Annotated in this window: 20 protein-coding genes and 1 pseudogene; 11 read left to right on the top strand and 10 right to left on the bottom strand. The window is 64.4% G+C overall.

The window, feature by feature from the left end:
- Nucleotides 1-6: 6 nt before the first annotated feature.
- A complete protein-coding gene (locus tag LQT98_RS04385) occupies nucleotides 7-1,965 on the bottom strand; it encodes an aminotransferase class I/II-fold pyridoxal phosphate-dependent enzyme (RefSeq protein WP_231461257.1) in 1,959 nt (652 codons plus the stop codon).
- A 203-nt stretch (nucleotides 1,966-2,168) separates the two neighbouring features.
- Between LQT98_RS04385 and dinG the strand changes: the two genes are divergently transcribed.
- The 4 genes and pseudogenes from dinG (at nucleotide 2,169) to LQT98_RS04365 (ending at nucleotide 7,392) form a co-directional block, all read left to right on the top strand.
- Nucleotides 2,169-4,295, top strand: a complete 2,127-nt coding sequence (gene dinG / locus LQT98_RS04380) for an ATP-dependent DNA helicase DinG (protein WP_231461256.1) — start codon at nucleotides 2,169-2,171, stop codon at nucleotides 4,293-4,295.
- Between the two features lie 126 nt (nucleotides 4,296-4,421).
- Nucleotides 4,422-4,706: pseudogene (locus LQT98_RS04375) on the top strand (DUF3579 domain-containing protein); the annotation flags it as partial.
- A 207-nt stretch (nucleotides 4,707-4,913) separates the two neighbouring features.
- Nucleotides 4,914-6,101, top strand: a complete 1,188-nt coding sequence (locus LQT98_RS04370; protein WP_231461255.1) for a porin — start codon at nucleotides 4,914-4,916, stop codon at nucleotides 6,099-6,101.
- A gap of 181 nt (nucleotides 6,102-6,282) precedes the next feature.
- On the top strand, nucleotides 6,283-7,392 hold the full coding sequence (locus tag LQT98_RS04365) for a porin (RefSeq protein ID WP_331282524.1): 1,110 nt from the start codon (nucleotides 6,283-6,285) through the stop codon (nucleotides 7,390-7,392).
- A gap of 191 nt (nucleotides 7,393-7,583) precedes the next feature.
- Here LQT98_RS04365 and LQT98_RS04360 read toward each other — a convergent pair whose 3' ends face one another.
- The gene (locus LQT98_RS04360) at nucleotides 7,584-8,468 is read right to left on the bottom strand and encodes a LysR family transcriptional regulator (RefSeq protein WP_048410813.1); all 885 of its coding nucleotides are present in this window, start codon (nucleotides 8,466-8,468) and stop codon (nucleotides 7,584-7,586) included.
- A gap of 115 nt (nucleotides 8,469-8,583) precedes the next feature.
- Between LQT98_RS04360 and LQT98_RS04355 the strand changes: the two genes are divergently transcribed.
- From LQT98_RS04355 to LQT98_RS04345, 3 genes are all read left to right on the top strand, one after another.
- Complete coding sequence (locus tag LQT98_RS04355; RefSeq protein ID WP_231461253.1) at nucleotides 8,584-9,228, top strand: NAD(P)-dependent oxidoreductase; 645 nt, start codon at nucleotides 8,584-8,586, stop codon at nucleotides 9,226-9,228.
- Between the two features lie 328 nt (nucleotides 9,229-9,556).
- Complete coding sequence (locus tag LQT98_RS04350) at nucleotides 9,557-10,957, top strand: L-serine ammonia-lyase (protein WP_048410815.1); 1,401 nt, start codon at nucleotides 9,557-9,559, stop codon at nucleotides 10,955-10,957.
- A gap of 85 nt (nucleotides 10,958-11,042) precedes the next feature.
- Complete coding sequence (locus tag LQT98_RS04345; RefSeq protein ID WP_231461252.1) at nucleotides 11,043-11,573, top strand: GNAT family N-acetyltransferase; 531 nt, start codon at nucleotides 11,043-11,045, stop codon at nucleotides 11,571-11,573.
- Here the strand turns inward: LQT98_RS04345 and LQT98_RS04340 are convergent.
- The 3 genes from LQT98_RS04340 to LQT98_RS04330 form a co-directional block, all read right to left on the bottom strand.
- Nucleotides 11,561-12,733, bottom strand: coding sequence for an MFS transporter (locus LQT98_RS04340; RefSeq protein ID WP_231461251.1), 1,173 nt, complete (start codon nucleotides 12,731-12,733; stop codon nucleotides 11,561-11,563). The two genes, LQT98_RS04345 and LQT98_RS04340, sit on opposite strands and share 13 nt — an antisense overlap.
- 80 nt (nucleotides 12,734-12,813) lie before the next feature.
- Nucleotides 12,814-13,215 (bottom strand): RNA-binding S4 domain-containing protein, encoded by a 402-nt coding sequence (locus LQT98_RS04335; protein ID WP_231461250.1) that lies wholly within the window; start codon nucleotides 13,213-13,215, stop codon nucleotides 12,814-12,816.
- Entirely contained in the window at nucleotides 13,215-13,871 is a 657-nt protein-coding gene (locus LQT98_RS04330) for a fumarylacetoacetate hydrolase family protein (protein ID WP_231461249.1), read from the bottom strand. Before LQT98_RS04330 ends, LQT98_RS04335 begins: the two co-directional genes overlap by 1 nt.
- A 343-nt stretch (nucleotides 13,872-14,214) precedes the next feature.
- On the opposite strand from LQT98_RS04330, the gene LQT98_RS04325 reads away from it, so the two are divergent.
- Both LQT98_RS04325 and LQT98_RS04320 read left to right on the top strand, forming a co-directional pair.
- Entirely contained in the window at nucleotides 14,215-15,915 is a 1,701-nt protein-coding gene (locus LQT98_RS04325; protein WP_374420726.1) for a PHA/PHB synthase family protein, read from the top strand.
- Between the two features lie 312 nt (nucleotides 15,916-16,227).
- Nucleotides 16,228-17,406: an acetyl-CoA C-acetyltransferase gene (locus tag LQT98_RS04320; protein WP_231461247.1), complete on the top strand. Its 1,179-nt coding sequence runs from the start codon at nucleotides 16,228-16,230 to the stop codon at nucleotides 17,404-17,406.
- Nucleotides 17,407-17,477: 71 nt separating this feature from the next.
- On the opposite strand, the gene LQT98_RS04315 is transcribed toward LQT98_RS04320, so the two are convergent.
- Nucleotides 17,478-17,843, bottom strand: coding sequence for a DOPA 4,5-dioxygenase family protein (locus LQT98_RS04315; RefSeq protein ID WP_048410823.1), 366 nt, complete (start codon nucleotides 17,841-17,843; stop codon nucleotides 17,478-17,480).
- A gap of 296 nt (nucleotides 17,844-18,139) precedes the next feature.
- Nucleotides 18,140-18,334 (bottom strand): hypothetical protein, encoded by a 195-nt coding sequence (locus LQT98_RS04310; RefSeq protein WP_231461246.1) that lies wholly within the window; start codon nucleotides 18,332-18,334, stop codon nucleotides 18,140-18,142.
- 128 nt (nucleotides 18,335-18,462) lie between these two features.
- Between LQT98_RS04310 and LQT98_RS04305 the strand changes: the two genes are divergently transcribed.
- The gene (locus LQT98_RS04305; protein WP_231461265.1) at nucleotides 18,463-20,250 is read left to right on the top strand and encodes an aminopeptidase P family protein; all 1,788 of its coding nucleotides are present in this window, start codon (nucleotides 18,463-18,465) and stop codon (nucleotides 20,248-20,250) included.
- 41 nt (nucleotides 20,251-20,291) lie between these two features.
- The gene (locus LQT98_RS04300; protein ID WP_231461245.1) at nucleotides 20,292-21,224 is read left to right on the top strand and encodes a LysR family transcriptional regulator; all 933 of its coding nucleotides are present in this window, start codon (nucleotides 20,292-20,294) and stop codon (nucleotides 21,222-21,224) included.
- A 199-nt stretch (nucleotides 21,225-21,423) separates the two neighbouring features.
- On the opposite strand, the gene LQT98_RS04295 is transcribed toward LQT98_RS04300, so the two are convergent.
- The 3 genes from LQT98_RS04295 to LQT98_RS04285 are packed head-to-tail and all read right to left on the bottom strand — an operon-like array spanning nucleotide 21,424 to nucleotide 23,650.
- The gene (locus LQT98_RS04295; protein ID WP_231461244.1) at nucleotides 21,424-22,395 is read right to left on the bottom strand and encodes a polysaccharide deacetylase family protein; all 972 of its coding nucleotides are present in this window, start codon (nucleotides 22,393-22,395) and stop codon (nucleotides 21,424-21,426) included.
- Between the two features lie 26 nt (nucleotides 22,396-22,421).
- Nucleotides 22,422-23,129, bottom strand: a complete 708-nt coding sequence (locus LQT98_RS04290) for an SDR family oxidoreductase (RefSeq protein WP_231461243.1) — start codon at nucleotides 23,127-23,129, stop codon at nucleotides 22,422-22,424.
- Nucleotides 23,126-23,650, bottom strand: coding sequence for an ester cyclase (locus LQT98_RS04285; protein WP_231461242.1), 525 nt, complete (start codon nucleotides 23,648-23,650; stop codon nucleotides 23,126-23,128). The genes LQT98_RS04290 and LQT98_RS04285 overlap by 4 nt, the downstream gene beginning before the upstream one ends.
- Between the last annotated feature and the right edge of the window lie 296 nt (nucleotides 23,651-23,946).

The raw sequence follows: 23,946 nt of genomic DNA, 5'->3' as shown, positions 1-23,946 counted from the left end.
AAGCATTCATTTGAACAAGGCGCGTCCAGGCAGTTGCGCCAGCTCCCCCTCTTTGAGCACCCGCAGCAAAAACTCGCCGCCATCCTCGGCCAAACCGTGCATTTCTATGGATTTCTGGGTTTTTTGCAGTCGCGCCAAATAAGCGAGGATGGTGTCGTCTATCACTTGGCCGGGCACCAGCACCGGAATGCCGGGCGGATATGGCACGATCTGGTCGCAGCAGACGCGTCCGACCAGCGCCGCGTTGGGGCGGCCGTCGTCGTCCAGCAGCGGCAGCCGCTCGCCGGCCTCGTAAAAAGCGTCGCGCGGCAGACTGGCCAGCCGGGAAAAGCGCGGTATTTCCGGCATCCGCCCCAGCGGACGCGGCGGGCGCTTTTCCTTGGCCAGCCGCAGCATCGCGTCATACAGCCGCGACACCTTGCTGCGAGTGGTGCCCAGGGTCAGCAACAGGGTGATGGTGCTGAAAGTGGACTTCTCCACCTGGACGTTGTAACGCTCGAACAGCGCCTGCTGCAGCTCGTCGGCGGTGAAGCCGGACTGGGTGATATCCACGGTCAGCTTGGTCGGGTCCAGCTGGATGCCGTCCTCGCGCACCTCGTCCGGCAGCAGGTCCGCCAGCCCCAGCACCCGGAAAGCGCCGGTGGAATTGATCTTGTCGCGCAGCTCCTGCGCCAGCTTCAGCGTGCGGTCCAACAGCCGGTAGCCCTCCATCACCGCCTGCTTGCGCGCCACGTCCAGGCTGGCGATCAGGTTGTACTGCGGGCTGGTCGACGCGTGCATATTGAAGTTCTCGCGGAACAAGTGGGCGTCGAAACCGGGGTCGTTGACATGAATCATGCTGGCCTGCGAGAACGCCGACAGCACCTTGTGCGTGCTCTGGGTCACATAGTCGGCTCCGGATTCCAGCGCCGTCGGCCGGAACGCCGGGTGGAAACGGGCGAAGCCGTACCAGGCCTCGTCGACGATGACCTTGATGCCCTGCTCGTGCGCGGCTTCGATGATGGGATTCAGATCGTAGCGCAGGCCATCATAGGTGCAGGAAGTCAGGATCAGCACCCGCGCGTCGGGATTGGCGGCGATCGCGGCGAAGATGGTTTCTTTGGGCACCGGCCCGAAAATGCCGAACTGCTTGTTGATCGAGGAATCCAGATACACCGGCAGCGCGCCGGACAGGATCACGCCGTGATGCACCGATTTGTGACAGTTGCGATCCAGCAGCAGCTTGTCGCCGGGCGCCAATAGGGTCTGGAAAATCACCTTGTTGGAAGTGGAGGTGCCATTGGTGGCGAAGTAGGTGCGCTTGGCGCCGAAGGCCTTGGCCGCCAGCATCTGCGCCTCCTCTATCACCCCGGTGGGATGCAGCAGCGAGTCCAGCATCGGCACCGACACCGACAGGTCGGCGCGCAGCATGCTCTCGCCGACGAAGTCGTGAAAATCGCCGACCCAGGGGCTGCCCTTCAAGGAGTCCCCGCCGGAATGGCCGGGCGTGTGCCAGGAATCCTTGGCCATGCGCACATATTGCTTGAGCTTGTCGTAGAACGGCGTCGCCGACTTTTCCGCCAGCTCCGCCGACAGAATGCGGAACCAGCCGTGGAAATCCAGCTCGTCGCGGTAGAAATAGCCGTCCACCGCGTGGCTGGCCAGGTCTTCCACCAAGGCGCGCTCGTCATCGTCGAACAACAGCACGTACAGCGAAATTTCCGGACGGAAGGCGCTGATGCGGTTGGCCAGCTGCGCCGCCGCCTGGCTGACGCCCTTCTCCTGCAACTGCTTGTCCACCAGCACCACCTGGACATCGCCATCGCGGGCGATCAGATCCAGCGCGTCTTGGCTGCGCGCGACGCCGACGAAAGTCAGGCCATAGGGGTTTTCCAGCCGCACAGCGGCGGCGCCCAGGCCGGCCAGCACATCGGCCTGCCATTTGGCGTCGTCGCTGACCACCAGCACTCGGCTAACGGGTGTCATGATCGGGTTTCTCCTGTTGATATTGCTTTGCGCTGTTATCGATGGTTTTGTCTGTCTGATTCGCTCGCGCAATTTCGCTTGTTTTTATATTTGCCTATCCTATCCACATCGGCGCCTCGCCGTCATTTTGCAGTCGCACATCAGGGTTTCCCCATGTTCGGCGCGGCCAGACAATCCTGCCCCCATGCGGTACAATCGCCGCCATGTTGACCGATGCTGAAAAAGACGCGATCCGCGACCATTACCGGACCATAGCCGACAATCTGCCTGGCTTTCGCCCGCGCGCCGCGCAACGCCGCATGCTGGCGGAAATCGCCAATGCGCTGTCGCGCAGCAAAGACAAGGAAGGCGACGACTGGCCGGAACGGTGCGGCGAAAGCATCGCCGTGATCGAAGGCCCCACCGGCGTCGGCAAAAGCCTGGCCTATCTACTGGCCGGCGGCTTGATGGCCAAGTCGCGCGCCAAGAAGCTGGTGGTCACCAGCGCCACCATCGCGCTGCAGGAGCAACTGGTCAACCGCGACCTGCCCTTCGTCGTCGAGAACAGCGGCCTGCCGCTGACCTTCGCGCTGGCCAAGGGCCGCGGCCGCTATCTGTGTCCGCAGCGCATCTTCGCGCTGACCGCCGAAACCGCCCAGGGCCAGCTGCTGGACCTGGATCCGACGCTGGCGCTATGGGACCGCAAGCCGGAAGCCGGCGAGATCGAGACCCTGCGCCAGTTGGCCGACGCCTTCTACTACCGCAAATGGAACGGCGACCGCGACACCTGGGACAGCGTGATCGACGACGGCCTGTGGTCGCGCGTCACCAACGACCGCCACGGCTGTTTGAAAGCCGCCTGCCCCAACCGGCCGGAATGCCCGTTCTACCTGGCGCGCGACGTGCTGGAAAACGTGGACGTGGTGGTGGCCAACCATGACCTGATGCTGGCCGACGTATCCATGGGCGGCGGCGTGATCCTGCCGGCGCCGGAAGAAAGTTACTACTGTATCGACGAGGCGCACCACCTGGCCAAAAAGGCGGTCAACCAGTTTTCCGCCGAGCATTCGCTGGCCCAGGCCATGTCCTGGCTGGATAAAGTGGCCGCCACCGCCATCCGCGTGGAAGCGCTGACCGACAAGGTGGAAATCGTCAGCCAGGCGATTGAAGCCGCCAGCGCCTGCTCCGAAACGCTGACCGAATGGCTGTGGCTGCTGGAGGGCGAAGACGCGCTGGCCGCTTCCAGCGACAATCTGGAGCCCACCTGGCTGATAGAGGACGGCGTGCTGCCGGAACGCTTCCAGGGCCCCACCGCCAATATGGCCACCTCGGCGCGCTCGCTGTTCAAACAGCTGAGCCTGCTGAGCGACGCGCTGGGCGAGGCGCGCAAGGACAAGGGCGGCGAAGCGGCGCAAGTCGACAAGACCGCCTCCGATCTGGGTTTTCTGACCGCGCGCGCCGAGCAACTGCTGGCGGTGTGGGAGTTGTTTGAAAAAGAAACCGAGCCCGCCAGCCCGCCCATCGCCAAATGGATCACCCGCCGCGCCGAGGGCAAGGGCGATTACCTGTTCTCCGCCTCGCCGGTCAGCGCCGCCGCCAGCCTGGCCGCCACGCTGTGGCGCCGCGCCGCCGGCGCCATCCTGACCTCGGCCACGCTGCGCTCGCTGGGCGAATTCGAGCTGCTGCTATCGCAGACCGGCCTGAAGTGGATGCCGGAAGTCAGCTGCGTGGCGTTGGACTCCCCTTTCAATTTCGACGAGCAGGGCGAGCTGTATCTGCCGCCTATGCTGGCCAGCCCCAAGGACGCCGGCGGCCATACCCGCGAAATCGTGGAATGGCTGCCCAAGCTAATCGATGTGAAAGAAGCGGTCGGCACCCTGGTGCTGTTTTCCTCGCGCAAACAGATGCAGGACGTCGCCGCCGGCCTGCCGTCCACGCTGCGCGAGCGGCTGCTGATCCAGGGCGAAATCCCCAAGAGCCTGCTGATAGAACAGCACCATCAACGGCTGAAACAGGGCGAGCCCAGCGTGATCTTCGGCCTGGACTCCTTCTCCGAAGGCCTGGACCTGCCCGGCGAAAGCTGTGTGCACGTGATTATTGCCAAACTGCCGTTCGCGATGCCGGACGATCCGGTGGGCAAAACCCTGTCGCGCTGGATAGAGAAACGCGGCGGCAATCCCTTCATCGAACTGACCGTGCCCGAAGCCTCGATCAAGCTAGTGCAGGCCGTCGGCCGACTGATCCGCACCGAACGCGACTACGGCCGCGTCACCATCCTGGACAACCGGCTGCAAAAGCAAAGCTACGGCAAGCGGCTGCTCGCCTCGTTGCCGCCGTTCAAGCGCATCTGATTTTCGGGTAAAATACTAAATATTCAGCAACAAACAAAACGCCTGAATATAAAACGCCAAGCGCAAATCGCTTAGCAGACGATAAAAAACAGGCTAAACCAAAAGCAAACACTCCGGTCCACCGCCATGATCTGCAATCCATACGAAATAGTCATCCAGGGCGTCACTTCCGAAGGCCGCACTTTCCGTCCCAGCGACTGGGCCGAACGCCTGGCCGGCATCCTCGCCTCCTTCGACGACCAAAAACTGCACTACCACGCCCATGTCCGTCCGATGATGCTGGATGGCGTGCGCTGCGTCGCGGTGGACAAGAAGCTGGAAAAAATCAGCCCGCAAGTGTTTTGCTTCCTGATGGACTTCGCCAAGGACAACGACTTGCGCATCGTCGACTGCCGCACCCTGCTGGACGAGGTCTACCCGAATCAATTCTTGGCGTAATTGCAACACCGCACCTGTCCGATTTATCTTTAAGCAACAGATTGGCAACATCCTCGTCATATTTTGTGGCTAAACTAAGACAAGTGTTGTGGCGACACCGCAGTCTGGTTTGTTAACAAACCTTGCGCTGCACGAAGCCGGCACCTGGATTAATTAAAGCAAAACAGACTTGGAGTATTCATGATGCAGAAGAAAAATCTGGCAGCCCTGGTTGCCGCGATGTTCGCCTTGCCCGTTGTCGCCCACGCTGACGTCACCATCTACGGTTTCATGAGCGGCGGCATCGAATCGACCAAAGCCTCCGGCGCCAGCGCTGGCGGCACCGAATATAGCAGCCGCACTCGCATCGTCGACCACAACTCCCGCATCGGCTTCAAGGGTTTTGAAGACATCGGCGGCGGCACCAAGGCGATCTGGCAGGTGGAAAACAGCCTGCGCAACTTCGAGCAGGGCGGTACCAACGACAAGGGCCAAACCGCGTCCTTCGCCACTCGCAACACCTTCATCGGCATCGACAACAACGACTTCGGCCGCGTAGTGCTGGGCCAACACGACTCCGCCTACAAGATGTTCGCCGGCAGCAGCAACAGCGCGCTGGGCACCGACCTGATGGTCAACACCACCGCCGACAACTTCGGCAGCAGCTCGGTCAACAGCCGCGGCGAAGCGCGTCTAGCCAACTCGGTGCACTACTTCTCCCCAAGCTGGGCCGGCTTCAAGCTGGGCGCGTCCTGGGGCGTGGATGAAAACCGCGTGTCCGGCAATGACTCCAAGCGCATCTCCTTGGGCCTGGGCTACACCTGGCAGGGCCTGAACCTGGCCGCCGGCTGGGATCGTCAGTACGACATGGCGGTTACGCCCAACAGCAACTCCTACAACACCTCCAGCAGCAATAGCCCCGCGGTGCTGTCGCTGAACTCCGGCAAGAACGTCACCTTCTACAGCATTGCCGCCAGCTACAAATTCGACACCGGCACCTTCGTCGGCGGCAACTACGAATGGGGCACTTACGACCAGGTAGGCGGCGGCCAAGTTAAGCAAGACGACTGGCTGATCGCTCTGGGTCAGGACTTCGGCGCGGCTTCGGTCAAGCTGTCCTACGGTCAACTGGGCACGCTGAAGAATACCTCCGCTGGCGTCAACGGCGACGACTTCAAGGCCAAGCAGTGGATTCTGGGCGGCACTTACAATCTGTCCAAAACCACCCAGTTGCTGGCTTACTACACCAAGATCAGCAACAACGCCAAGGCCAAGGCCAACTTCGCCAACAACCCGGTATACGATAGCAACCTGGGCGCCAGCAATGCTTCTCTGTCCGCCGGCAATGACCCGCAAGCCTTCGGCGTAGGCTTCAAGATCGCTTTCTGATCCTGAACGACTGCCGTTCCAATCACGCCGCCGGCCCTGCCGGCGGCGTTTTTACATCCTCGCAGTTCTTCCTGCCTTCGCCCAGACCACGATCGCTGGTCATCCCGCAGCCAAGCTCCCTACATTGATCGACATGCGTCGATAGCCGCCAACGCAGGCATTCGCGCATCGCACCCTTCCCATCCGGCAAGGGCCTGTTCACGATCTGGCGAGTCAGCCGGCCCGGACGCAGACCGCCACGCCTACGCCAACCCATCTCCGCGGCGGACAAGCTCCCGGCTACGCCAGCCGGACCCGCGTCGTCGACCATGTGTCGCGCCTAGGTTTCAAAGGCCGCGAAGACCTGGGCAACGGCAATAGCGCACTATGGCAGTTGGAAAGCGGGCTGCGCCACTTCGAGCAAGGCGGCGTGGACGACCGCGGTCAAAACGCGGCGTTCGCCACCCGCAACAGTTTCATCGGACTGGAGCATGCCGCCATCGGCCGCATCTTGTTGGGCCACCACGATTCCGCTTACAAGATGTTCACCGGCAGCGGCAACCCGACGCTGGGCACCGCCTTGATGCCCAACGCCACGGCAAATCAGTTCGGCCCAAACGCGGTCAACAGCCGCGGCGAAGCCCGGCTCAACAACTCCCTCCATTACTACTCTCCCAATTGGAACGGCTTCAAACTCGGCGCCACCTGGGCCATGGATGAAACGCGCCAAGGCGGCGGCAACGCCAAGCGCTTGTCGCTGGGCCTAGGCTACGTCTGGCGCGGCCTGACGCTGGCGGCGGCCTGGGACCGCCGCTACGATACCGCGATCGCGCCGGCCGGCAACACCCCTCCAAGCGCCGTTGCCGGCAAAAGCCTTAGCTACCACAGCCTTGCCGCCAGCTATCGCTTCGACACTGGCACCTTGATAGGCGGCAATTACGAATGGGGGCGGCTGGACCCGCCTGGCGGTGAGAGACTGCGCCAGGACGATTGGCTGATCGCGCTGAGCCAGCCCTTCGGCGCGGCCGAGCTCAAGCTGTCCTACGGCCAGTTGGGCGCCTTGAAACAACTGGGCGCCGGCACCGACGGCAAGGACTTCCGCGCCAGCCAATGGCTGCTGGGCGGCGGCTACCGGCTATCCAAGACCACGCAGGCATTCGCCTACTACACCCGGATCCGCAACCACGCCAAGGCCAGCGCCAACTTTTCCGTCAACCCGCTCTACGACCAAGCCCTCGGCACCCCCAAGGCCTCGCTCAGCGCCGGTTCGGACCCGCAGGCCATGGGCCTGGGGCTCAGCATCGTGTTCTGAGAACCTGTCCCCGATCTGCTGCGCGCCGGCGGGATGGATAGAAATGGGCGTTGAAACCGAGCTCAGTGCTCATGTACCACCTGTACATTCCGCTTTTTCGCTCGTTTTCGCCTTGTCTCGCCTTAGCTCGCGAGATCGTAAACAGGCTCTGAGCCCCCTTGCGTCTTTGCTCGAACAGCGCGGAAGGCTCATCACTTGCCCAGGCTGGCGCGCAAGGCCTCGATCGCGTAGCGCACTTTCGCCGGCTGGATATCGCGACGCGGCGTCACCGCGTAGATCGCCAGCGGCGGCAAGTGCCATTCCGGCAGCAGCCGCAGCAGGCGGCCATCGGCCAGTTCCTGCCGGATCTCAGGCTCCGGCTGCACCGACACCCCCATGCCGGCCAGCACGAATTGACGCGCGGCGACGATATTATTGCTGATCAAGCGCGCGTCTGGCTCCATCGCGAAACGGCCGCCGTCGACATGCTCGAACTCCAGGCTGCCCAGCTTGCGATCGGACAAGGCCACCCATTGCAGGCCGGGCAACTGCTCCGGTCGCGTGATCCCAGGCTGGCGCGCCAGATAAGCCGGTGACGCGCACAGCACGTTCGGCCAGTCCGCCAAGTGGCGCGCCACCAAGCTGGAATCCTTTAGCACGCCAGCGCGCAGCGCCAGATCAATGCGGTTCTCCACCAGATCTATCATCTCATCGTGGAAGAACAGCCGTAGCTTGAGGCCGGAATGCGCGCTCAGCAGCGGTGCCAGCGCCTCGCTCAACAGCGCGCCGGCAAAGCCGGTGGGCGCGGCGATGCGCAGCTCGCCTACCGGCGCGTCGCGCAGTTCCAACAGACGCTGTTCGGCCAATTGTGCCGCCGCCAACATATCGGCGCAGCCCTGGTAGAACAGGCTGCCGGCCTCGGTCAGCGTCAGCTTGCGCGTGGTGCGGTGCAGCAGACTGACGCCGTGCTGCTGCTCCAGCTTGCTGATGTGCTGACTGACCGCCGACGGCGTCATGCCCAGTTCGCGCGCCGCGCCGTTCATCGAGCCTTTGTCCACCACCATGGCGAAAACCGCCATCCGTCTCAATGCGTCCATTTGTTAAGTCCAACTAAACTATCAATCTTATTTTTGCTGGATTATCACCCTATAATCAAGCTGCTATTCTGAACGCCATCAAACTTCATTATGTTTATCGCGGAAAGGAATCCCCATGAAAATCGCTCTGATCGGCGCTAGCGGCTTTGTCGGCTCGGCCATCCTGCAAGAACTGCTGGCTCGCAAGCATCAAGTCAGCGCCATCGTCACCAATCTGTCCAAGCTGCCGCAACACCCGCAGCTGAGCGGCGTGGCCGCCGACGCCTACCAGGCCAGCCAGATCGCCGCGGCCGTCGCCGGCCACGACGCCGTGATCAGCGCCTTCAATCCCGGCTGGGACAAGGCAGACATCCAGGCGCTGGCGGTCAAGGGCCACGACACCATCGTCGCCGGCGTCAAGCAGGCCCGCGTCAAGCGCTTCCTGGAAGTCGGCGGCGCCGGCAGCCTGGAAGTGGCGCCCGGCGTGCAACTGGTGGACACCCCGGAATTCCCGGCGGAATGGAAGGAAGGCGCGCTGGGCGTGCGCGAAGCGTTGCGCCGCCTGCGCGAAGAAAACGCGCTGGACTGGACCTTCGTTTCGCCGCCGGCCTTCCTCCACCCTGGCGAACGCAGCGGCAAATACCGGCTGGGCGGCGATCAATTGCTGTTCAACGGCGACAAGCCGGCCGACATCAGCGTGGAAGACCTGGCCGTGGCCATCGTCGACGAACTGGAAAAACCGCAACATCTGCGCCGCCGCTTCACCGCCGCCGCGATCTAAACCCCAAGCCCGGCGCGTCCGGGCTTTTTCACGTCCGCCCCCCTCTTCGCCTTGCCCAAAGGGCCTTCCGTCCTTCCGAACCATGCCATCAGGATGCCAGACAGCTTCCGCCCGTCGAATCCCTGACGCAACTTAGTCCTGACTCTATAATTCTAAATTGACAGCGGCCGCCGGCTTGTCTAGATTGCCCGGCTGCCGCAAGATGGCAACACGCAGGCCGGCCTCTAGCTCAGGCCATGCGAAACCATGACAACGCCAATAATAAGGACGGTCCAGGCCGTTCTCACAATAACCCGCCCGCCGGGACACACCCCTTAAGAGAAGCATTATGGCCATCAGTGTTTTTGATTTGTTCAAGATTGGCATCGGCCCGTCCAGCTCCCACACGGTTGGACCGATGCGCGCCGCGCGCCAATTCATCGCCCGGCTGGAAAAAGACGGCTTGCTGACGCAGACCGCCAGCGTGCGCGCCGAAATGTTTGGCTCGCTGGGCGCCACCGGCAAGGGCCACGGCACCGATGTCGCGGTCTTGCTGGGCCTGCAGGGCGAACAGCCCGACCTGGTCGATACCGATGCGGTGGACGGCATGCTGGCCGCCATCCGCGCCGACAAGGCCATCGCGCTGCTGGGCAAGCACACCGTGCCCTTCGTCGAAGGCGAGCACCTGGTGCTGCACAAGAAGAAAACCCTGCCCTACCACCCCAACGGCATGATTTTCGAAGCCTTCGACGCCGCTGGTGCCAGCTTGTCCAAGCGTGCTTATTACTCGGTGGGCGGCGGCTTTGTGGTTGACGAGGCCGCCATCGACGCCGGCTTCGTGCCGCCGGGCGTCACCGAACTCAAGCATCCGTTCAAGAGCGCGGCGGAATTGCTGGCCTTGTGTCAGCGCCACGGCAAATCCATCAGCCAGATCATGCTGGAGAACGAACTGGCCTGGCGCAGCGAAGAACAAGTGCGCTCCGAGCTGCTGAAGATCTGGCAAGTGATGCAGGACTGCGTCAAGCGCGGCTGCGAGCGCGAAGGCATCCTGCCCGGCGGCATGAAGGTGAAGCGCCGCGCCGCCGACATGCACCGCAAGCTGCTGGCCTCGCCCGAGGCGGCGCTGCGCGACCCGCTGACGGTGATGGACTGGGTCAATCTGTACGCCTTGGCGGTGAACGAGGAAAACGCCGGCGGCGGCCGCGTGGTCACCGCGCCCACCAACGGCGCGGCCGGCATCATCCCGGCGGTGATGCACTATTACGCCCGTTTCGTGCCCGGCGCCAGCGACGACGGCATCGTGCGCTTCCTGCTCACCGCCGGCGCCATCGGCGTGCTGTTCAAGCTCAACGCCTCCATCTCCGGCGCGGAAGTGGGCTGCCAGGGCGAAGTGGGCTCGGCCTGCTCGATGGCGGCCGGCGCCTTGGCCGAAGTGCTGGGCGGCACCCCGGAACAAGTTGAAAACGCCGCCGAGATCGGCATGGAGCACAATCTGGGCCTGACCTGCGATCCGGTGGGAGGCCTGGTGCAAGTGCCCTGCATCGAACGCAACGCCATGGCCTCGGTCAAGGCCATCAACGCGGCGCGCATGGCGCTACGCGGCGACGGCCAGCACTTCGTGTCGCTGGACCGAGTGATCAAGACCATGCGCGACACCGGCATGGACATGAGCACCAAGTACAAGGAAACCGCGCGTGGCGGCCTGGCCATCAACGTCATCGAAGTGCCGGTGAATATTGTTGAGTGCTGAGCCCCCACCCTGTTAGCATCGAAGCCGATGGCCCTTGCGCCGTCGGCTTTTTTTACGACCACATCCCGCGAAATCCGAACCAGCCATGCATCACATCGCCACCGCCAGACTGCAACTGCGCCCGCTGCACGCCAGCGACGCCCCCTTCATGCTCAAGCTGCTGAACGAACCAGCCTTCATCGCCAATATTGGCGACAAGAACGCCCACGACCTGCTCGGCGCGCTGCGCTATATCGAGGAAGGCCCGCAGGCCAGCTACCGCAAGCACGGCCACGGCCTCTTGCTGGTGGAGCGGCTGGACGATGGCGCCCCGGTCGGTATCTGCGGCCTGGTCAAGCGCGATGGCCTGGCCTACCCGGACATAGGCTACGCCTTCCTGGAACAATACTGGGGCTGCGGCTACGCCAGCGAAGCCGCGCTGGCCGCCATTGAACATGGCCGCGAACAACAGGGCCACGCGGTGGTGGTGGGCATCACCGCGCCGCACAACCAGGCGTCCATCCGCGTGCTGGAGAAAATCGGCCTGTTTTATCAGGGCCGAATCGAGCTGCCCGGCATCGACGGCGACAGCTGTTACTTCGTGCCGCCGGCCCTGTTGAAAGATCAGCCCGCCTGAACAGGCGCCGCCGGCCGCAGCCAGCGCCAGCACAGCAACACGCCCAGCGCGGCGGCGGCCGTCGACATCGCGAACGTCGTCGCCATGCCGCCGTGCGGCCATACCAGCCCGCCGATCAGGCCACCGGCGCTGCCGCCGACGCCAAACGAGGCGATGATGTACAGACCCTGGGCGCGACCGTGGTGATGTTGGTCGAACATGCGGTGGATCAACCCCACCGAAGCGGCGTGGTGCAGACCAAAAGTCAGCGCGTGCAATAGCTGAGCGCCTATCGCCACCCAGGCCAGCTGCGCCGCGGCGGCGATCAGCGCGAAACGCAGCACCGCCGCCAATAGCGACAACAGCATCAACGTTTCCAAACGCGCGCGCGCCATGATCTTGGGCATCAGCAGGAATACCGCCACCTCGCTGACCACGCCCAGCCCCCACAACATGCCGATGGCGCCCTGCTCATAAGCCGCCTGTTTCAGGCCGATGGAGAAAAAGGTGTAGTAAGGGCCGTGGGCGAAGGCCATCAGGAAGCAGCAGCCAAACAAGGCCATCACCTCCGGCCGCCGCAGCGTGGCCGCTATCGGCGCCGACGGTCCGCCCTTGCGCTCGGCGGCCACTTCCGGCACCCGCCAGGCCGCCACGGCCACCAGGGCCAGCAGCGCGCACAGCGCCCACGGCAGATTGCCTATGCCTATTCCGTCCAGCAGCAGGCCGCCGCTCATCGCCAGACAGACGAAGCCTATCGAGCCCCAGACCCGCACCCGGCTGTAACGCCCCGGCTGCGCGCGCGTCAGGTGGGCGGTGCTGGCCTCCACCAGCGGCAGCGCCGCCGCCCAGAAGAAATGCGACACCGCCAGGCTGACGAACACCCACCAGAACGCACGGTCCATCCCCACCAGCAGGAAGGCCGCCGCCGACAGCAGCGAAGTCGTCAGAATGATGGCGCGCCGGCGGCCGCGTCGGTCCGCCAGCCAGCCCCAGAAGCCGGGCGCCACGATGCGCGCCAGCGTGGACAAGGCCATCAGCACCGAGATCTGCCAGGCGGAGAAGGACAGCGACTGCAGATACAGTCCCCAGAACGGGCTGAACAGGCCCTGGAAGGCGAAATAACTGAAATAGAACAGGCTGAACGGCAGCAGGGATACGGCGGGTGACGCGGAAGACGACATGATCTGAAGCTCGGCCCTAGACGGGCTCCTGGTTGAAAACGTGAATGGCGCGCGGGGCGCGGCGGGCTTTGAACCGCCTCTTAAAATTGCCCTTTGAACTTGCTGATCTCGCGGCGCGCCTTCTTGGTGGGGCGGCCATCGCCATGCGGAAAACTGGCGCGCTCCGCCTTCAATAGCAGCACCTGCTCTTCGCGCGCGCGCTGAGAGGCCTCTTCCTCGCGGTAGAGCAGCCGCGCCTCCTGCGCCGGCCGACGCTGGGTGCTCAGCGCCAGCACCTCGACACGGTACTCCAGCTGATTGATGCGCATCGCCAGCTGGTCGCCCTCCTTGACCACCCGCGACGCCTTGACCCGGTCGCCGTTGACCAGCACCCGCCCCAGCTCCAACGCCTCATGCGCCAGCTGCCGGGTCTTGAAGAAACGGGCGGCCCACAGCCATTTGTCGAGACGGACCTTGCCGTCGCCCTCGGCGCCGACCGCCATCAGAGCACGCTCCATTCCGCGGCGGCCAGGCCCTCCAGCTTCAGGCTGAGCCGGTCGCCGGAACGCACCGCCGCCACGCCCTCCGGCGTGCCGGTATAAATCAAATCGCCAGCCTGCAGGCCATAGGTCCGCGACAGATAGGCGATGATGGCGGCCACCGGGAACAGCATCAAGCCGGTGTCGCCCTGTTGGCGCAGTTCGCCGTTGACGCGCAATTCAAAGCTCAGCCGCTGCGGATCGGCCACTCGTTCCGCAGGAACCAAGCGCGACAGGCTGGCGGCGGTGGGGAAACCCTTGGCCTTGGTCCACGGATGGCCCTTGCTCTTGGCCGCCGATTGCACGTCGCGCGCGGTCATGTCCAGGCCGATGCCGTAGCCAGCCACATGGCCGAGCGCTTCCGCTTCCGCGATATCGCGGCCGTCCTTGCCTATCAGCAGCACCAGTTCGCACTCGTGGTGAACGTCGCTGGAATAATCGGGCAGCCTCAAGGGCTCGCCCTCGCCGACCAGCGCCGACGTCGGTTTCAGGAACACCAGCGGCTCGTCTTCCAGCGGATTGTTCAACTCCGCCGCGTGCGCGGCGTAATTGCGCCCGATGCAGAAGACATTGCCCACCGCGACTTCCTGATCGCCCAAACGCGCCTTGAATGCCAGCATGACTATCCTTTCCCGTTCTGTTCAACCCCAATCGAATCTTCGCGATTATCCCATAAATTCCACCCCCTCGGCATGCCAGGCCAAAAGGACAGCTAGGCAGATTGTGCACCGCGGCAACAAGATGCGGCTTTCGACGCGCCTTATCGTCCTCCTCCCGGTGAAAATGTCATGCAACCCTGTTACAGTCATGGCGTACCTTGCGACCGCACATTTTGTTACACGGTCCAATGCAGGAAAGCTTCGATAACGCTTCGGCACGTTTCAGGAGACAGCTTTGACCCAAGAAAGTACAAATCCGCTGGATAGTTTCTTCTCCAGCCTATCCGAGGCCAACCAACAATGGATGCAGCAGTTCGTCAACAACCTGCCGCTGCCGCCGCAACCTGGAAATGCTGAACTGCCGCTGGCCAACGCCTGGGGCGCCATGCTCAGCAACGCCGGCCAGCTGTTCGCCTGGCAAAGCAGCCTGTATCAGCAGCAGATGAATCTGTGGTCGCAATTCCTGGGCCAGGCGCCCGCCGCCAACGGCGACGCCTCGGCGAAAAAGGGCGACCGCCGCTTCGCCTCGCCGGAATGGGACGAGCACCCGTTCTACCACTTCCTCAAGCAAGGCTATCTGCTCACCAGCAAATGGATGACCGAGCTGGTGGACAACGCCCAGCTGGAGGAAGAAGCCAAGGACAAGCTGGCCTTCGCCACCCGCCAATACCTGGACGCGGTCTCCCCCAGCAACTTCATGCTGACCAACCCGGACGTGATGAAACGGGCGATAGAGACCAAGGGCGAAAGCCTGGTCGACGGCATGAAGAACATGCTGGAGGACTTCCAGAAGGGCCATATCTCGATGTCGGACGAAAGTCAGTTCGAGATTGGCAAGAACATCGTGGTCACCCCCGGCGAGGTGGTGTTCCGCAACGACTTGATCGAACTGATCCAGTACACCCCCACCACCGGCCAGGTCTATGAAAAGCCGCTGCTGATCGTGCCGCCCTGCATCAACAAGTACTACCTGATGGACTTGCAGCCGGACAACTCCATGGTCCGTCACTTCGTCGCCCAGGGCTACCGCGTGTTCCTGATCAGTTGGCGCTCGGCGGAACCGGAGATGAAGCACTTCACCTGGGAAAGCTATATCGAGAAAGGCGTGATCGCCGCGGCGGAAACCGTGCGCAAGATCAGCAAGCAGGACAGCATGAACGCGCTGGGCTTCTGTGTCGGCGGCGTGATCCTGACCACCACCCAGTGCGTGCTGCAGGCGCGCGGGCTCAAGTATTTCGACTCCACCACCTTCATGACCTCGCTGATAGATCACGCCGAGCCGGGCGAGATCTCCTACTTCATCGACGAGAACCTGGTGGCCAGCCGCGAAGCCAAGATCGCCGCCGGCGGCATCATCAGCGGCAAGGAGATAGGCCGCACCTTCGCCAGCCTGCGCGCCAACGATCTGGTGTGGAACTATGTGGTCAACAACTATCTGCTGGGCAAGACGCCGGCGCCGTTCGACCTGCTCTACTGGAACAACGACGCGGTGGACCTGCCGCTGCCGATGCACACCTTCCTGCTGCGCCAGTTCTACATGAACAACGCGCTGACCAAGCCGGGTTCCATCACCCTGTGCGGCGTGCCCATCGACATCTCCAAGATCAATATCCCGGTCTATATCTTCGCTGCGCGCGAAGACCACATCGTGCTGTGGAGCTCGGCCTACTCCGGCATCCACTACCTGACCGGCGCGCCGTCGCGGCGCTTCGTGCTGGGCGCTTCCGGCCACATCGCCGGCTCGATCAATCCGGTGACCAAGGACAAGCGCAATTACTGGGTCAACGACAAGCTGCCCGAACACGCCGACACCTGGCTGGAAACCGCGGAAAGCCGCCCCGGCAGCTGGTGGAAGGACTGGGATGCCTGGCTGGCGCCGCAATCCGGCAAGAAAGTCGCAGCGCCCAAGGCCTTGGGCAGCAAGGACTTCCCGCCGCTGCAAGCGGCGCCGGGCAGCTATGTGCTGGCCAAGGCCATGCCCAGCGTGGTGGCCAGCCTGCAATAAGAACCTGTTTACGCTCTGCTGCGCGTCGGCGGGATGGATAGACATGGGCGTTGAAACCGAGCTCAAAATGCTCATGTTCCACGAGTACATTCCGCTTTTTCGCTCGTGTTCGCCTTGTCTCGCCCTAGCTCGCGAGATCATAAACAGGCTCTAAGAAAAACGGTTCAAAGTCTGCCGCGCTTCGGCGGGATGCTTGGGCAAGGGATTGAAAGCCGCTTCGAAGCGCTTTAGCGGTCTCCCCGCCCCGCCGCCGGCGCGCTGGCCGGCACACCGACCTTCGCGGTCACATTGAAGAGAGAGACGGAGAAAAACATGGAAGTCGTGATTGTCGCAGCAACCCGCACCGCCATCGGCAGCTTTGGCGGCGCGCTGGCCAAGATCCCGGCCCCGGAATTGGGCGCCACCGTCATCAAATCGCTGCTGGCCAAAACCGGCCTGAAACCGGAAGACGTCAGCGAAGTCATCCTCGGCCAAGTGCTGACCGCCGGCAGCGGCCAGAACCCGGCGCGCCAGGCGCTGATCAAGGCCGGCCTGCCGGTCACCACCCCGGCCACCACCCTCAACGTGGTCTGCGGTTCCGGCCTGCGCGCCGTGCACCTGGGCGCCCAGGCCATCGCCAACGGCGACGCCGACATCGTCATCGCCGGCGGCCAGGAAAGCATGTCCTTGTCGCCGCACATCCTGCCCGGCTCGCGCGACGGCTTCCGCATGGGCAACGCCCAGCTGATCGACACCATGGTCAACGACGGCCTGACCGACGCCTACAATGCCTACCACATGGGCATCACCGCTGAAAACGTGGCGGAAAAGTACGGCATCGGCCGCGAAGAGCAGGATGCGCTGGCGCTGGCCTCGCAGCAACGCGCCGCCGCCGCGCAGCAAGCCGGCAAGTTCAAGGACGAGATCACGCCGGTGCTGGTGCCGCAGCGCAAGGGCGATCCGCTGGCCTTCGACAGCGACGAGTTCATCAAGCACGACGCCAGCGCCGAGGGCCTGGCCAAGTTGCGCGCCGCCTTCAAGAAGGAAGGCACCGTCACCGCCGGCAACGCTTCCGGCATCAATGACGGCGCCGCCGCGGTGCTGCTGATGTCGGCGCAGAAGGCGGACCAGCTGGGTCTGAAGCCGCTGGCCGCGATCAAGGGCTACGCGCTGACCGGCTGCGCGCCGGAAATCATGGGCATAGGCCCGGTGGCCGCCACCCGCAAGGCGCTAGACAAGGCCGGCTGGACCGTGGAAGAGCTGGATTTGGTGGAAGCCAACGAAGCCTTCGCCGCCCAGGCGCTGGGCGTGGCGCGCGAACTGGGCTGGGGCCCGGACAAGGTCAACGTCAACGGCGGCGCCATCGCGCTGGGCCACCCGATCGGCGCCTCCGGCTGCCGCGTGCTGGTCACCCTGCTGCATGAAATGCAGCGTCGCGACGCCAAGAAGGGCCTGGCCACGCTGTGCATAGGCGGCGGCATGGGCGTGGCGCTGGCGGTGGAACGGCGCTAAAACCGGTACCCGTCAATCACAAAACCCACCGGCTCAGGCCGGTGGGTTTTGTTTTGGCCGCGCCCGTCGGACTAGCCCGAGCGCCCGTTGTCGCCGTGCTGGCGCAGAAAGTCCATGTTCAATTCCAGCGGCGCGCCCAGCCACATGGCGAAATCGCTGTGGTCCTCGACATCGTCGCCGGTCAGCGGATGCAACAACACGCTCAGCCCCTCCCGGTTCAGCATCAGCCACGGCACGATCTGGCCGAACAAGGCCGGCGCGAAAGCGATCTGATACGCGCCCACCGGATGCGGCCCGTAAGCCTGCTCGCGCCAGCGTCCCAATTCCACGGCAAAGCGCTGCGCCACCGCCTCGCGCAGCCGCCGCGCCGCGGCTTGCTGCGCCGTGTCGAAATACACATGGGCGTGATAACCCGCCGCCTCGATGGCTTGTTGCATCTCTTTCCCTTGCTCCTGCCGCGCTCACTGCGGCCGGCCCCGAATAAAGCCAGTAAAGCTATCGTCTCCGCCGCAAAAAATCAAGGAAGCATATTTTGGCCGCGCGTGCATGCCTTCGCCCTGACTCAACGCAGCAAACAAAAACCTCCTGACCACAGCGGCAGGAGGTTTGGGCGATTGGCCGGCCCGCTGGCCGGCGTGGACGGTCGCATGGACCGTGAAGGGAAACAGCGCACGGATCAAAATCAGCGAGGCGCTCAGCACATCAAGGCAGCCGCATCGCCGCGGCGCTCGCCTTAGTGAGGCACAATGATGGGCGCGCCATCCGGCCCGTGTTTCTTCTGATGCTTGGCTGCCCGTTTTTCCTTGGGCGTCAGCAACGGCTGTTTTTTGGCTTCCTTGCTGCTGTGTCTTGATTTACTCATGATCAGCTCCTTGGCGTGCATCGGCGGCGCCGATGCCGGCTCCAGTATAGACCTGTCGGCGGCCATCGTGCCGGCTCAAAAAATGACATGGCAATCATCAGCTATGCTCATACTCTTGCGCCCCGGTTTCATTAGCCACAGAATGCATGGATACATCCCCCGGAGCCGGCATGAACACCCTCGCAACCCCGCAATTGGACACCATTCCGCAACGCATCGCCTCCTTGCGCGCCGCCATGAAGAACGCCGGCGTCGACGCCTGTCTGGTGCCCTCCTCGGACCCGCATCTGTCGGAATACCTGCCGGCGCGCTGGCAGGCCCGCCAATGGCTGTCCGGCTTCACCGGCTCCATGGGCACGCTGATCGTCACCCGCGACTTCGCCGGCGTCTGGGCCGACAGCCGTTACTGGGTGCAGGCCGAGGCCGAATTGGCCGGCAGCGGCATCCAGCTGGTCAAAATCATCAGCGCCGCCAGCGCCGACCACCTGGGCTGGATCGCCAAGACCCTGAGCGCCGGCCAAACGCTGGCGGTGGACGGCGACTCGCTGGGCCTGGCCGCGGCCAAGGCGCTGCAAGCCGCGCTGGAACAGGCCGGAGCCCGCTTGCGCACCGACCTGGATTTGATAGACGCCATCGACCCGCAGCGCCCGCCGCTGCCGGACGCGCCGGTCTATCAACATGAATCGGCCTTCGCGCCGCAAAGCCGCGCCGACAAGCTGGCGCGCTTGCGCGCCGCCATGGACGAGGCCGGCGCCGACTGGCACTTCCTGTCCACGCTGGACGACATCGCCTGGAGCTTCAATCTGCGCGGCAGCGACGTCAACTACAATCCGGTCTTCATCAGCCACGCGCTGCTGAGCCGTCAGCAGGCCACCCTCTTCGTCGGCGAAGGCAAGGTTTCCGCCGAGCTGCGCGCCCAACTGGCGGCCGACGGCGTCGAAGTGCGGCCTTACGCCCAGGCCAAGCCGGCGCTCGCCGCCTTGCCGGCCGGAGCCAGCCTGCTGCTGGACCCGCGCCGCGTGACCCTGGGCCTGCGCCAGGCGGTCAATCCGGCCGCCCGCGTGATCGAGGCGATCAATCCCAGCACCCTGTTCAAGTCCTGCAAGACGGAGGAAGAGGCCGCCCACATCCGCGGCGCGATGGAACAGGACGGCGCGGCGCTGTGCGAGTTCTTCGCCTGGTTCGAAGGCGAGGTCAACCGCAGCCGCGTCACCGAGCTGACCATAGACGAGGAAATCACCGCCGCGCGCGCGCGCCGGCCCGGCTTCGTGTCGCCCAGCTTCGGCACCATCGCCGGCTTCAACGCCAACGGCGCGCTGCCGCACTACCACGCCACCGCAGCCGCCCACAGCGAGATCAAGGGCGACGGCCTGCTGCTGATAGACTCCGGCGGCCAATACCTGGGCGGCACCACCGACATCACCCGCGTGGTGGCGGTCGGCGCGCCGTCCGCCGAGCAGAAGCGCGACTTCACCCTGGTGCTGAAAGGCACCATAGGCCTGTCCATGGCCCATTTCCCGCGCGGCACCCTGTCGCCTATGCTGGACGCGCTGGCGCGCGCGCCGCTGTGGCAGCAGGACATCGACTTCGGCCACGGCACCGGCCACGGCGTCGGCTATTTCCTCAATGTGCACGAAGGCCCGCAAAGCATTTCCCGCGCGGTGCCGGACGCCAATATGGCGATGCAGGAAGGCATGGTCACCTCGATCGAACCCGGCGTCTATCGCCCGGGCCGCTGGGGTGTGCGCATCGAGAACCTGGTGCTGAACGTGGCCTCGTCGCAGAACGAATTCGGCGACTTCCTGCGCTTCGAAACCCTGACCCTGTGCCCTATCGACACCCGCTGCCTGGACTTCAACCTGCTGTCCCGCGCCGAGGTGGACTGGCTGAACCAATACCACGAGGAAGTGCGCTCACGCTTGCTGCCGCTGGTGGACGGCGCGGCGCGCGAATGGCTGCTGGCCAATACCGAAACCATTTAAACCCCTCCCCGCCCGGGCGCAGCCGCGCCCGGGCCATGCTCATGCTCGATCGACTCAACGACCTACGCCTCTTCCTCGACGCCGCCCAGCTGGGCAGCTTCTCCGCCGCCGGCCGCAAGCAAGGTCTGTCCCCCGCAGCCGCCAGCGCCTGCATCCAGCGGCTGGAGGCCGCGCTGGACAGCCGGCTGTTCCAGCGCACCACCCGCCAGCTGCGGCTGACCGAGGCCGGCGAAGTGTTCCGCGACCACTGCCAGCGCGCGCTGGACACCCTGCAGCAAGGCCAGGACCGGCTGCAGCGCGAGCAAAGCGAACTCAGCGGCCTGATCCGGCTGTCGGCGCCTTCGGACCTGGGCCGCCACGCCTTGCTGGACTGCCTGGACGAATTCCGCCGCCTGCACCCGGCGGTGCATTTCGCCTTGCAGCTGGACGACACCCCGGCCGACTTGATCGGCGAGGACATCGACATCGCCATCCGCTACGGCCAGCCGGCGGACAGCGGCCTGATCGCGCGCGAACTGGCCGCCAGCCGCCGCGTGGTCTGCGCCGCGCCGGCGCTGCTGGCGCGCACCGGCATGCCCAGCCATCCGCGGCAATTGACCGAACTGCCGACGCTGACCCTGGTCACCGGCGACGGCCCGATGCACGAATGGCCTTATCGCGAGCACGGCCAGCGCCGCGCGCTGCGGCTGGAGCGCGCGCAGCAGAGCAACGACGGCGAGGTCATCCGCCGCTGGGCGCTGCAAGGCCAGGGCTTCGCCTACAAATCGCTGCTGGACATCGCCGACGACCTGCGCCAGGGCCGCCTGCTCACGGTGCTGGACGAATACTTCACCGACAGCGCGCCGCTGCACCTGCTCTACGCCGGCCAGCGCGGCCAGCCGCTGCGCATCCGCCGCTTGATAGATTTCCTGCGCGAGCGGCTGTCGACGCTGCCGGCCACCGCCCTGCTGCCGGAGGCCGGCGCCCAATTGTAAGAACCTGTTTACGATCTGCTGCGCGTCGGCGATTCGGCGTTGAAAACGCTTTCAGAATGCTCATGTACCACCTGTACATTCCGCTTCTTCAACCGTTTTCGCCTTGTCTCGCCTTAGCTCGCGAGATCGTAAACAGGTTCTAAGAAAACCGCGGCGCGGCCAATGGCCGTGCCGCGGTTGTGGAACGCGACTCAAGAACTCAGTCTGCCGGCACCTTGTCCGCCTGCAGCGCGTAGCGCGCGATCTCGTCCTTGCGCATGAAGGCGACGCCAGCATGGCCCTGCGCATAGCGGATGAACTGCTCCAGCGCCTTGACCCGCGCCGGCGAGCCGGAAATGCGGTCGTGGGTGCTGATCGACATCATCCGCCGCCGCGAACCCGCCTCGGCGTAGAGCACGTCGAACTCGGCCTTCAGATCCGACAGATAAGCCTCATTGCTCAGCGCCGGCGAATCGAAACGCACGATGTCGTTGTTGCGCAAGGTATAGGGCACCACCACGAACGGCTTGCCCTTGACCGCCACCGTGAACGGCTCGTCGCGGCTGACGTTGTCGATGTGATAGAGAAAGCCCAGCTGCTGCAGAATGCTCAGGGTATTGGGCGTGCCGCGCAGCCAGAAGGCGTTGAAGCCCACCGGCCGCATGCCGGTGGCGCGCTCGATGCTGGCGATATTGGCGCTGTAGGCCGCCAGTTCCTGCTCCGGCGTCATCGGGTATTGCGGCTCCCAGGTTTGGCCGTGCGCCGCCGCCTCGTGGCCGCGCGCCACGATCTCGCGCGCCAGCCGCGGGCTGCGGTCCACCGCCTGGCCCACCATGTGCGAAGTCACCTTGACCCCGGTGCGGTCCCACAAATCCAGCAGCCGCGGAATGCCCTCCTTCACGCCATAGTCGTACCAGCTTTGCATCGGCAGATCCGCGTACTTGGGGTCCAGCGGCGGAAACGGCCCGCTGGCGCCGCGCTCCGGCTGCGCGCCGGCCTCGAACTGCATGGAAATCGAAATCGCCAGGCGGGCGCCATTCGGCCAGAAAGCGCCGCCGCTTGTTGAAGTTGCCGTCATCTTGCTTGCTCCTGTCGCCGCCAGCGCCGCGCCGTGCGCCAGCATCAGCGCGGTACTGCCCGCGGCCGCGCCGGCCAGGAACTGGCGACGATTGATGGGTAGGGTATCGGACATCTCGAGTCCTCTCTCTTGGGGCGGGCCTACAACAAGGCCCCGCCCTCCACGTCCAGCACCGCGCCAGTGATGAAGCCGTTGGCCATCGCCAGCAGATAGGCTTGCGCCAATTCCCGCGGCTGACCGACGCGGCCGACGGGCAGGCCCTGGCCGATGCGGGCCAGCGTCGCCTGACGCGCGGCCGAGCCGGCCTCGCCCCATAGCTCGGTGTCCACCACGCCGGGGCTGACCACGTTGACGCGGCGCGGCGCCAGCTCCTTGGCCAGATTCTTGGCCGCCGCTTCCAGCGCGGCGTTGACCGTACTTTTCAGCAGGCCGCCGCTGGAGAATTTGCGCGCCAACAGGCCGGAGGTGAAGGTCACCGACGCCCGCTCCGCCAGATAGGGCAAGGCCTCGCGCAGCGCCAGCAGGCTGCCGAACAGCTTGACGTCGAAAGTCTGCCGCAAGGCCTCCTCGCTCAACTCGGCCAAGGCCGGCGCGCCGACCCGGGCGCCTGCGGTCAGCACCAGGTGATCGATGCGGCCGATGTCGGCGAAGGCCCGGGCCAATGCCCGGCTGTCGGTAATGTCCGCCTGTATACCTTCGCGATCCGCCTCGGATTGGGCGCTACGTCCCAGCACATAGACCCTCGCGCCGGCCGCCACGGCCGCGTCCGCTACCGCTCGGCCGATGCCGGAGCCGCCGCCCAGCACCGCCACGACCTGGCCGTGGAAAGAAAAATCCGCCGCGCTCATGGCTTCACCACGCCCAGTTGCTGCATCAGGGTCAGATTGTCTTCCAGATGCCAGTTCTCGGCGATGCGGCCGTTCTTGACGCGGTACAGGTCGAAGGCCTGGAACTCCACCGGTTGGCCCTGGCCTTGCACATCGCCGAAGCGGCCGCTGAAATGGCCCTGGAAATGCAGGCGCAAGGCGACGCGGTCGCCGGCCAGCACCATATCGGTGACGTCCACCTTCAAATCCGGCACCGCGGCGCGGAACTGGCGCGAAGCCTGCAAGGGCCCGGCCACGCCCTGCTGACGGCCGGCGGGCAGAGTGCGGTCGATGAAGTCGGGGTCCAGCGCCAGCTCGGCGTAGCGCGGATCGCCGCTGTTCCAGAATGCCGCGTAGCGCAATGCGGCCAGTTTCACCGCCGCCACGCTGCCGGCCGGGCGGTCCGCCCACACCCGCGCCGGCTGCGGCAGGTTTTCCGCCGCGCCGGCGAAGGCCGCGGTCAAGGCCAGGCCGAAGCCCAGCGCCAAGGTCAAAGCTTTCATCATCGTCTCCCGATTGCGGCGTCGCCAACACGGCGACACCGGACCTGCGCATTGTGTCGCCGCCCAAGGAATTTGATAATTGGCTTTAAATTTGGATGATCTGCTTGTTCAATTTGAAAATAGGCGTAAAAAAAGGCGAAGCTCCAGCGCTTCGCCTTTCTCAAAGAACCTGTTTACATAGGTTCTTTGAGCCTGTTCAAAGTCTCGCGAGCAAGAGCGAGACAAGGCGAAAACGAGTGAAAAAGCGGAATGTACAAGTGGTACATGAGCATTTTGAGCTCGTTTTCAACGCCGTA

Source organism: Chromobacterium aquaticum, from assembly GCF_021129195.1.
Lineage (GTDB): Bacteria > Pseudomonadota > Gammaproteobacteria > Burkholderiales > Chromobacteriaceae > Chromobacterium > Chromobacterium aquaticum.
The sequence above is the reverse complement of the archived record's forward strand: the minus strand, read 5'-3'. Positions and strand labels throughout refer to the sequence as shown.

What these genes read in the sequence shown, in the direction of transcription:
- LQT98_RS04325 (WP_374420726.1), top strand. Translation starts at nt 14,215, where the DNA reads ATGCAGCAGTTCGTCAACAACCTGCCGCTGCCGCCGCAACCTGGAAAT.
- LQT98_RS04330 (WP_231461249.1), bottom strand. Translation starts at nt 13,871, where the DNA reads ATGCTGGCATTCAAGGCGCGTTTGGGCGATCAGGAAGTCGCGGTGGGC.
- LQT98_RS04295 (WP_231461244.1), bottom strand. Translation starts at nt 22,395, where the DNA reads ATGTCCGATACCCTACCCATCAATCGTCGCCAGTTCCTGGCCGGCGCG.
- LQT98_RS04335 (WP_231461250.1), bottom strand. Translation starts at nt 13,215, where the DNA reads ATGGCGGTCGGCGCCGAGGGCGACGGCAAGGTCCGTCTCGACAAATGG.
- LQT98_RS04285 (WP_231461242.1), bottom strand. Translation starts at nt 23,650, where the DNA reads ATGAAAGCTTTGACCTTGGCGCTGGGCTTCGGCCTGGCCTTGACCGCG.
- LQT98_RS04370 (WP_231461255.1), top strand. Translation starts at nt 4,914, where the DNA reads ATGATGCAGAAGAAAAATCTGGCAGCCCTGGTTGCCGCGATGTTCGCC.
- LQT98_RS04310 (WP_231461246.1), bottom strand. Translation starts at nt 18,334, where the DNA reads ATGGCCGCCGACAGGTCTATACTGGAGCCGGCATCGGCGCCGCCGATG.
- LQT98_RS04355 (WP_231461253.1), top strand. Translation starts at nt 8,584, where the DNA reads ATGAAAATCGCTCTGATCGGCGCTAGCGGCTTTGTCGGCTCGGCCATC.
- LQT98_RS04360 (WP_048410813.1), bottom strand. Translation starts at nt 8,468, where the DNA reads ATGGACGCATTGAGACGGATGGCGGTTTTCGCCATGGTGGTGGACAAA.
- LQT98_RS04290 (WP_231461243.1), bottom strand. Translation starts at nt 23,129, where the DNA reads ATGAGCGCGGCGGATTTTTCTTTCCACGGCCAGGTCGTGGCGGTGCTG.
- LQT98_RS04300 (WP_231461245.1), top strand. Translation starts at nt 20,292, where the DNA reads ATGCTCGATCGACTCAACGACCTACGCCTCTTCCTCGACGCCGCCCAG.
- dinG (WP_231461256.1), top strand. Translation starts at nt 2,169, where the DNA reads ATGTTGACCGATGCTGAAAAAGACGCGATCCGCGACCATTACCGGACC.
- LQT98_RS04320 (WP_231461247.1), top strand. Translation starts at nt 16,228, where the DNA reads ATGGAAGTCGTGATTGTCGCAGCAACCCGCACCGCCATCGGCAGCTTT.
- LQT98_RS04385 (WP_231461257.1), bottom strand. Translation starts at nt 1,965, where the DNA reads ATGACACCCGTTAGCCGAGTGCTGGTGGTCAGCGACGACGCCAAATGG.
- LQT98_RS04345 (WP_231461252.1), top strand. Translation starts at nt 11,043, where the DNA reads ATGCATCACATCGCCACCGCCAGACTGCAACTGCGCCCGCTGCACGCC.
- LQT98_RS04340 (WP_231461251.1), bottom strand. Translation starts at nt 12,733, where the DNA reads ATGTCGTCTTCCGCGTCACCCGCCGTATCCCTGCTGCCGTTCAGCCTG.
- LQT98_RS04350 (WP_048410815.1), top strand. Translation starts at nt 9,557, where the DNA reads ATGGCCATCAGTGTTTTTGATTTGTTCAAGATTGGCATCGGCCCGTCC.
- LQT98_RS04315 (WP_048410823.1), bottom strand. Translation starts at nt 17,843, where the DNA reads ATGCAACAAGCCATCGAGGCGGCGGGTTATCACGCCCATGTGTATTTC.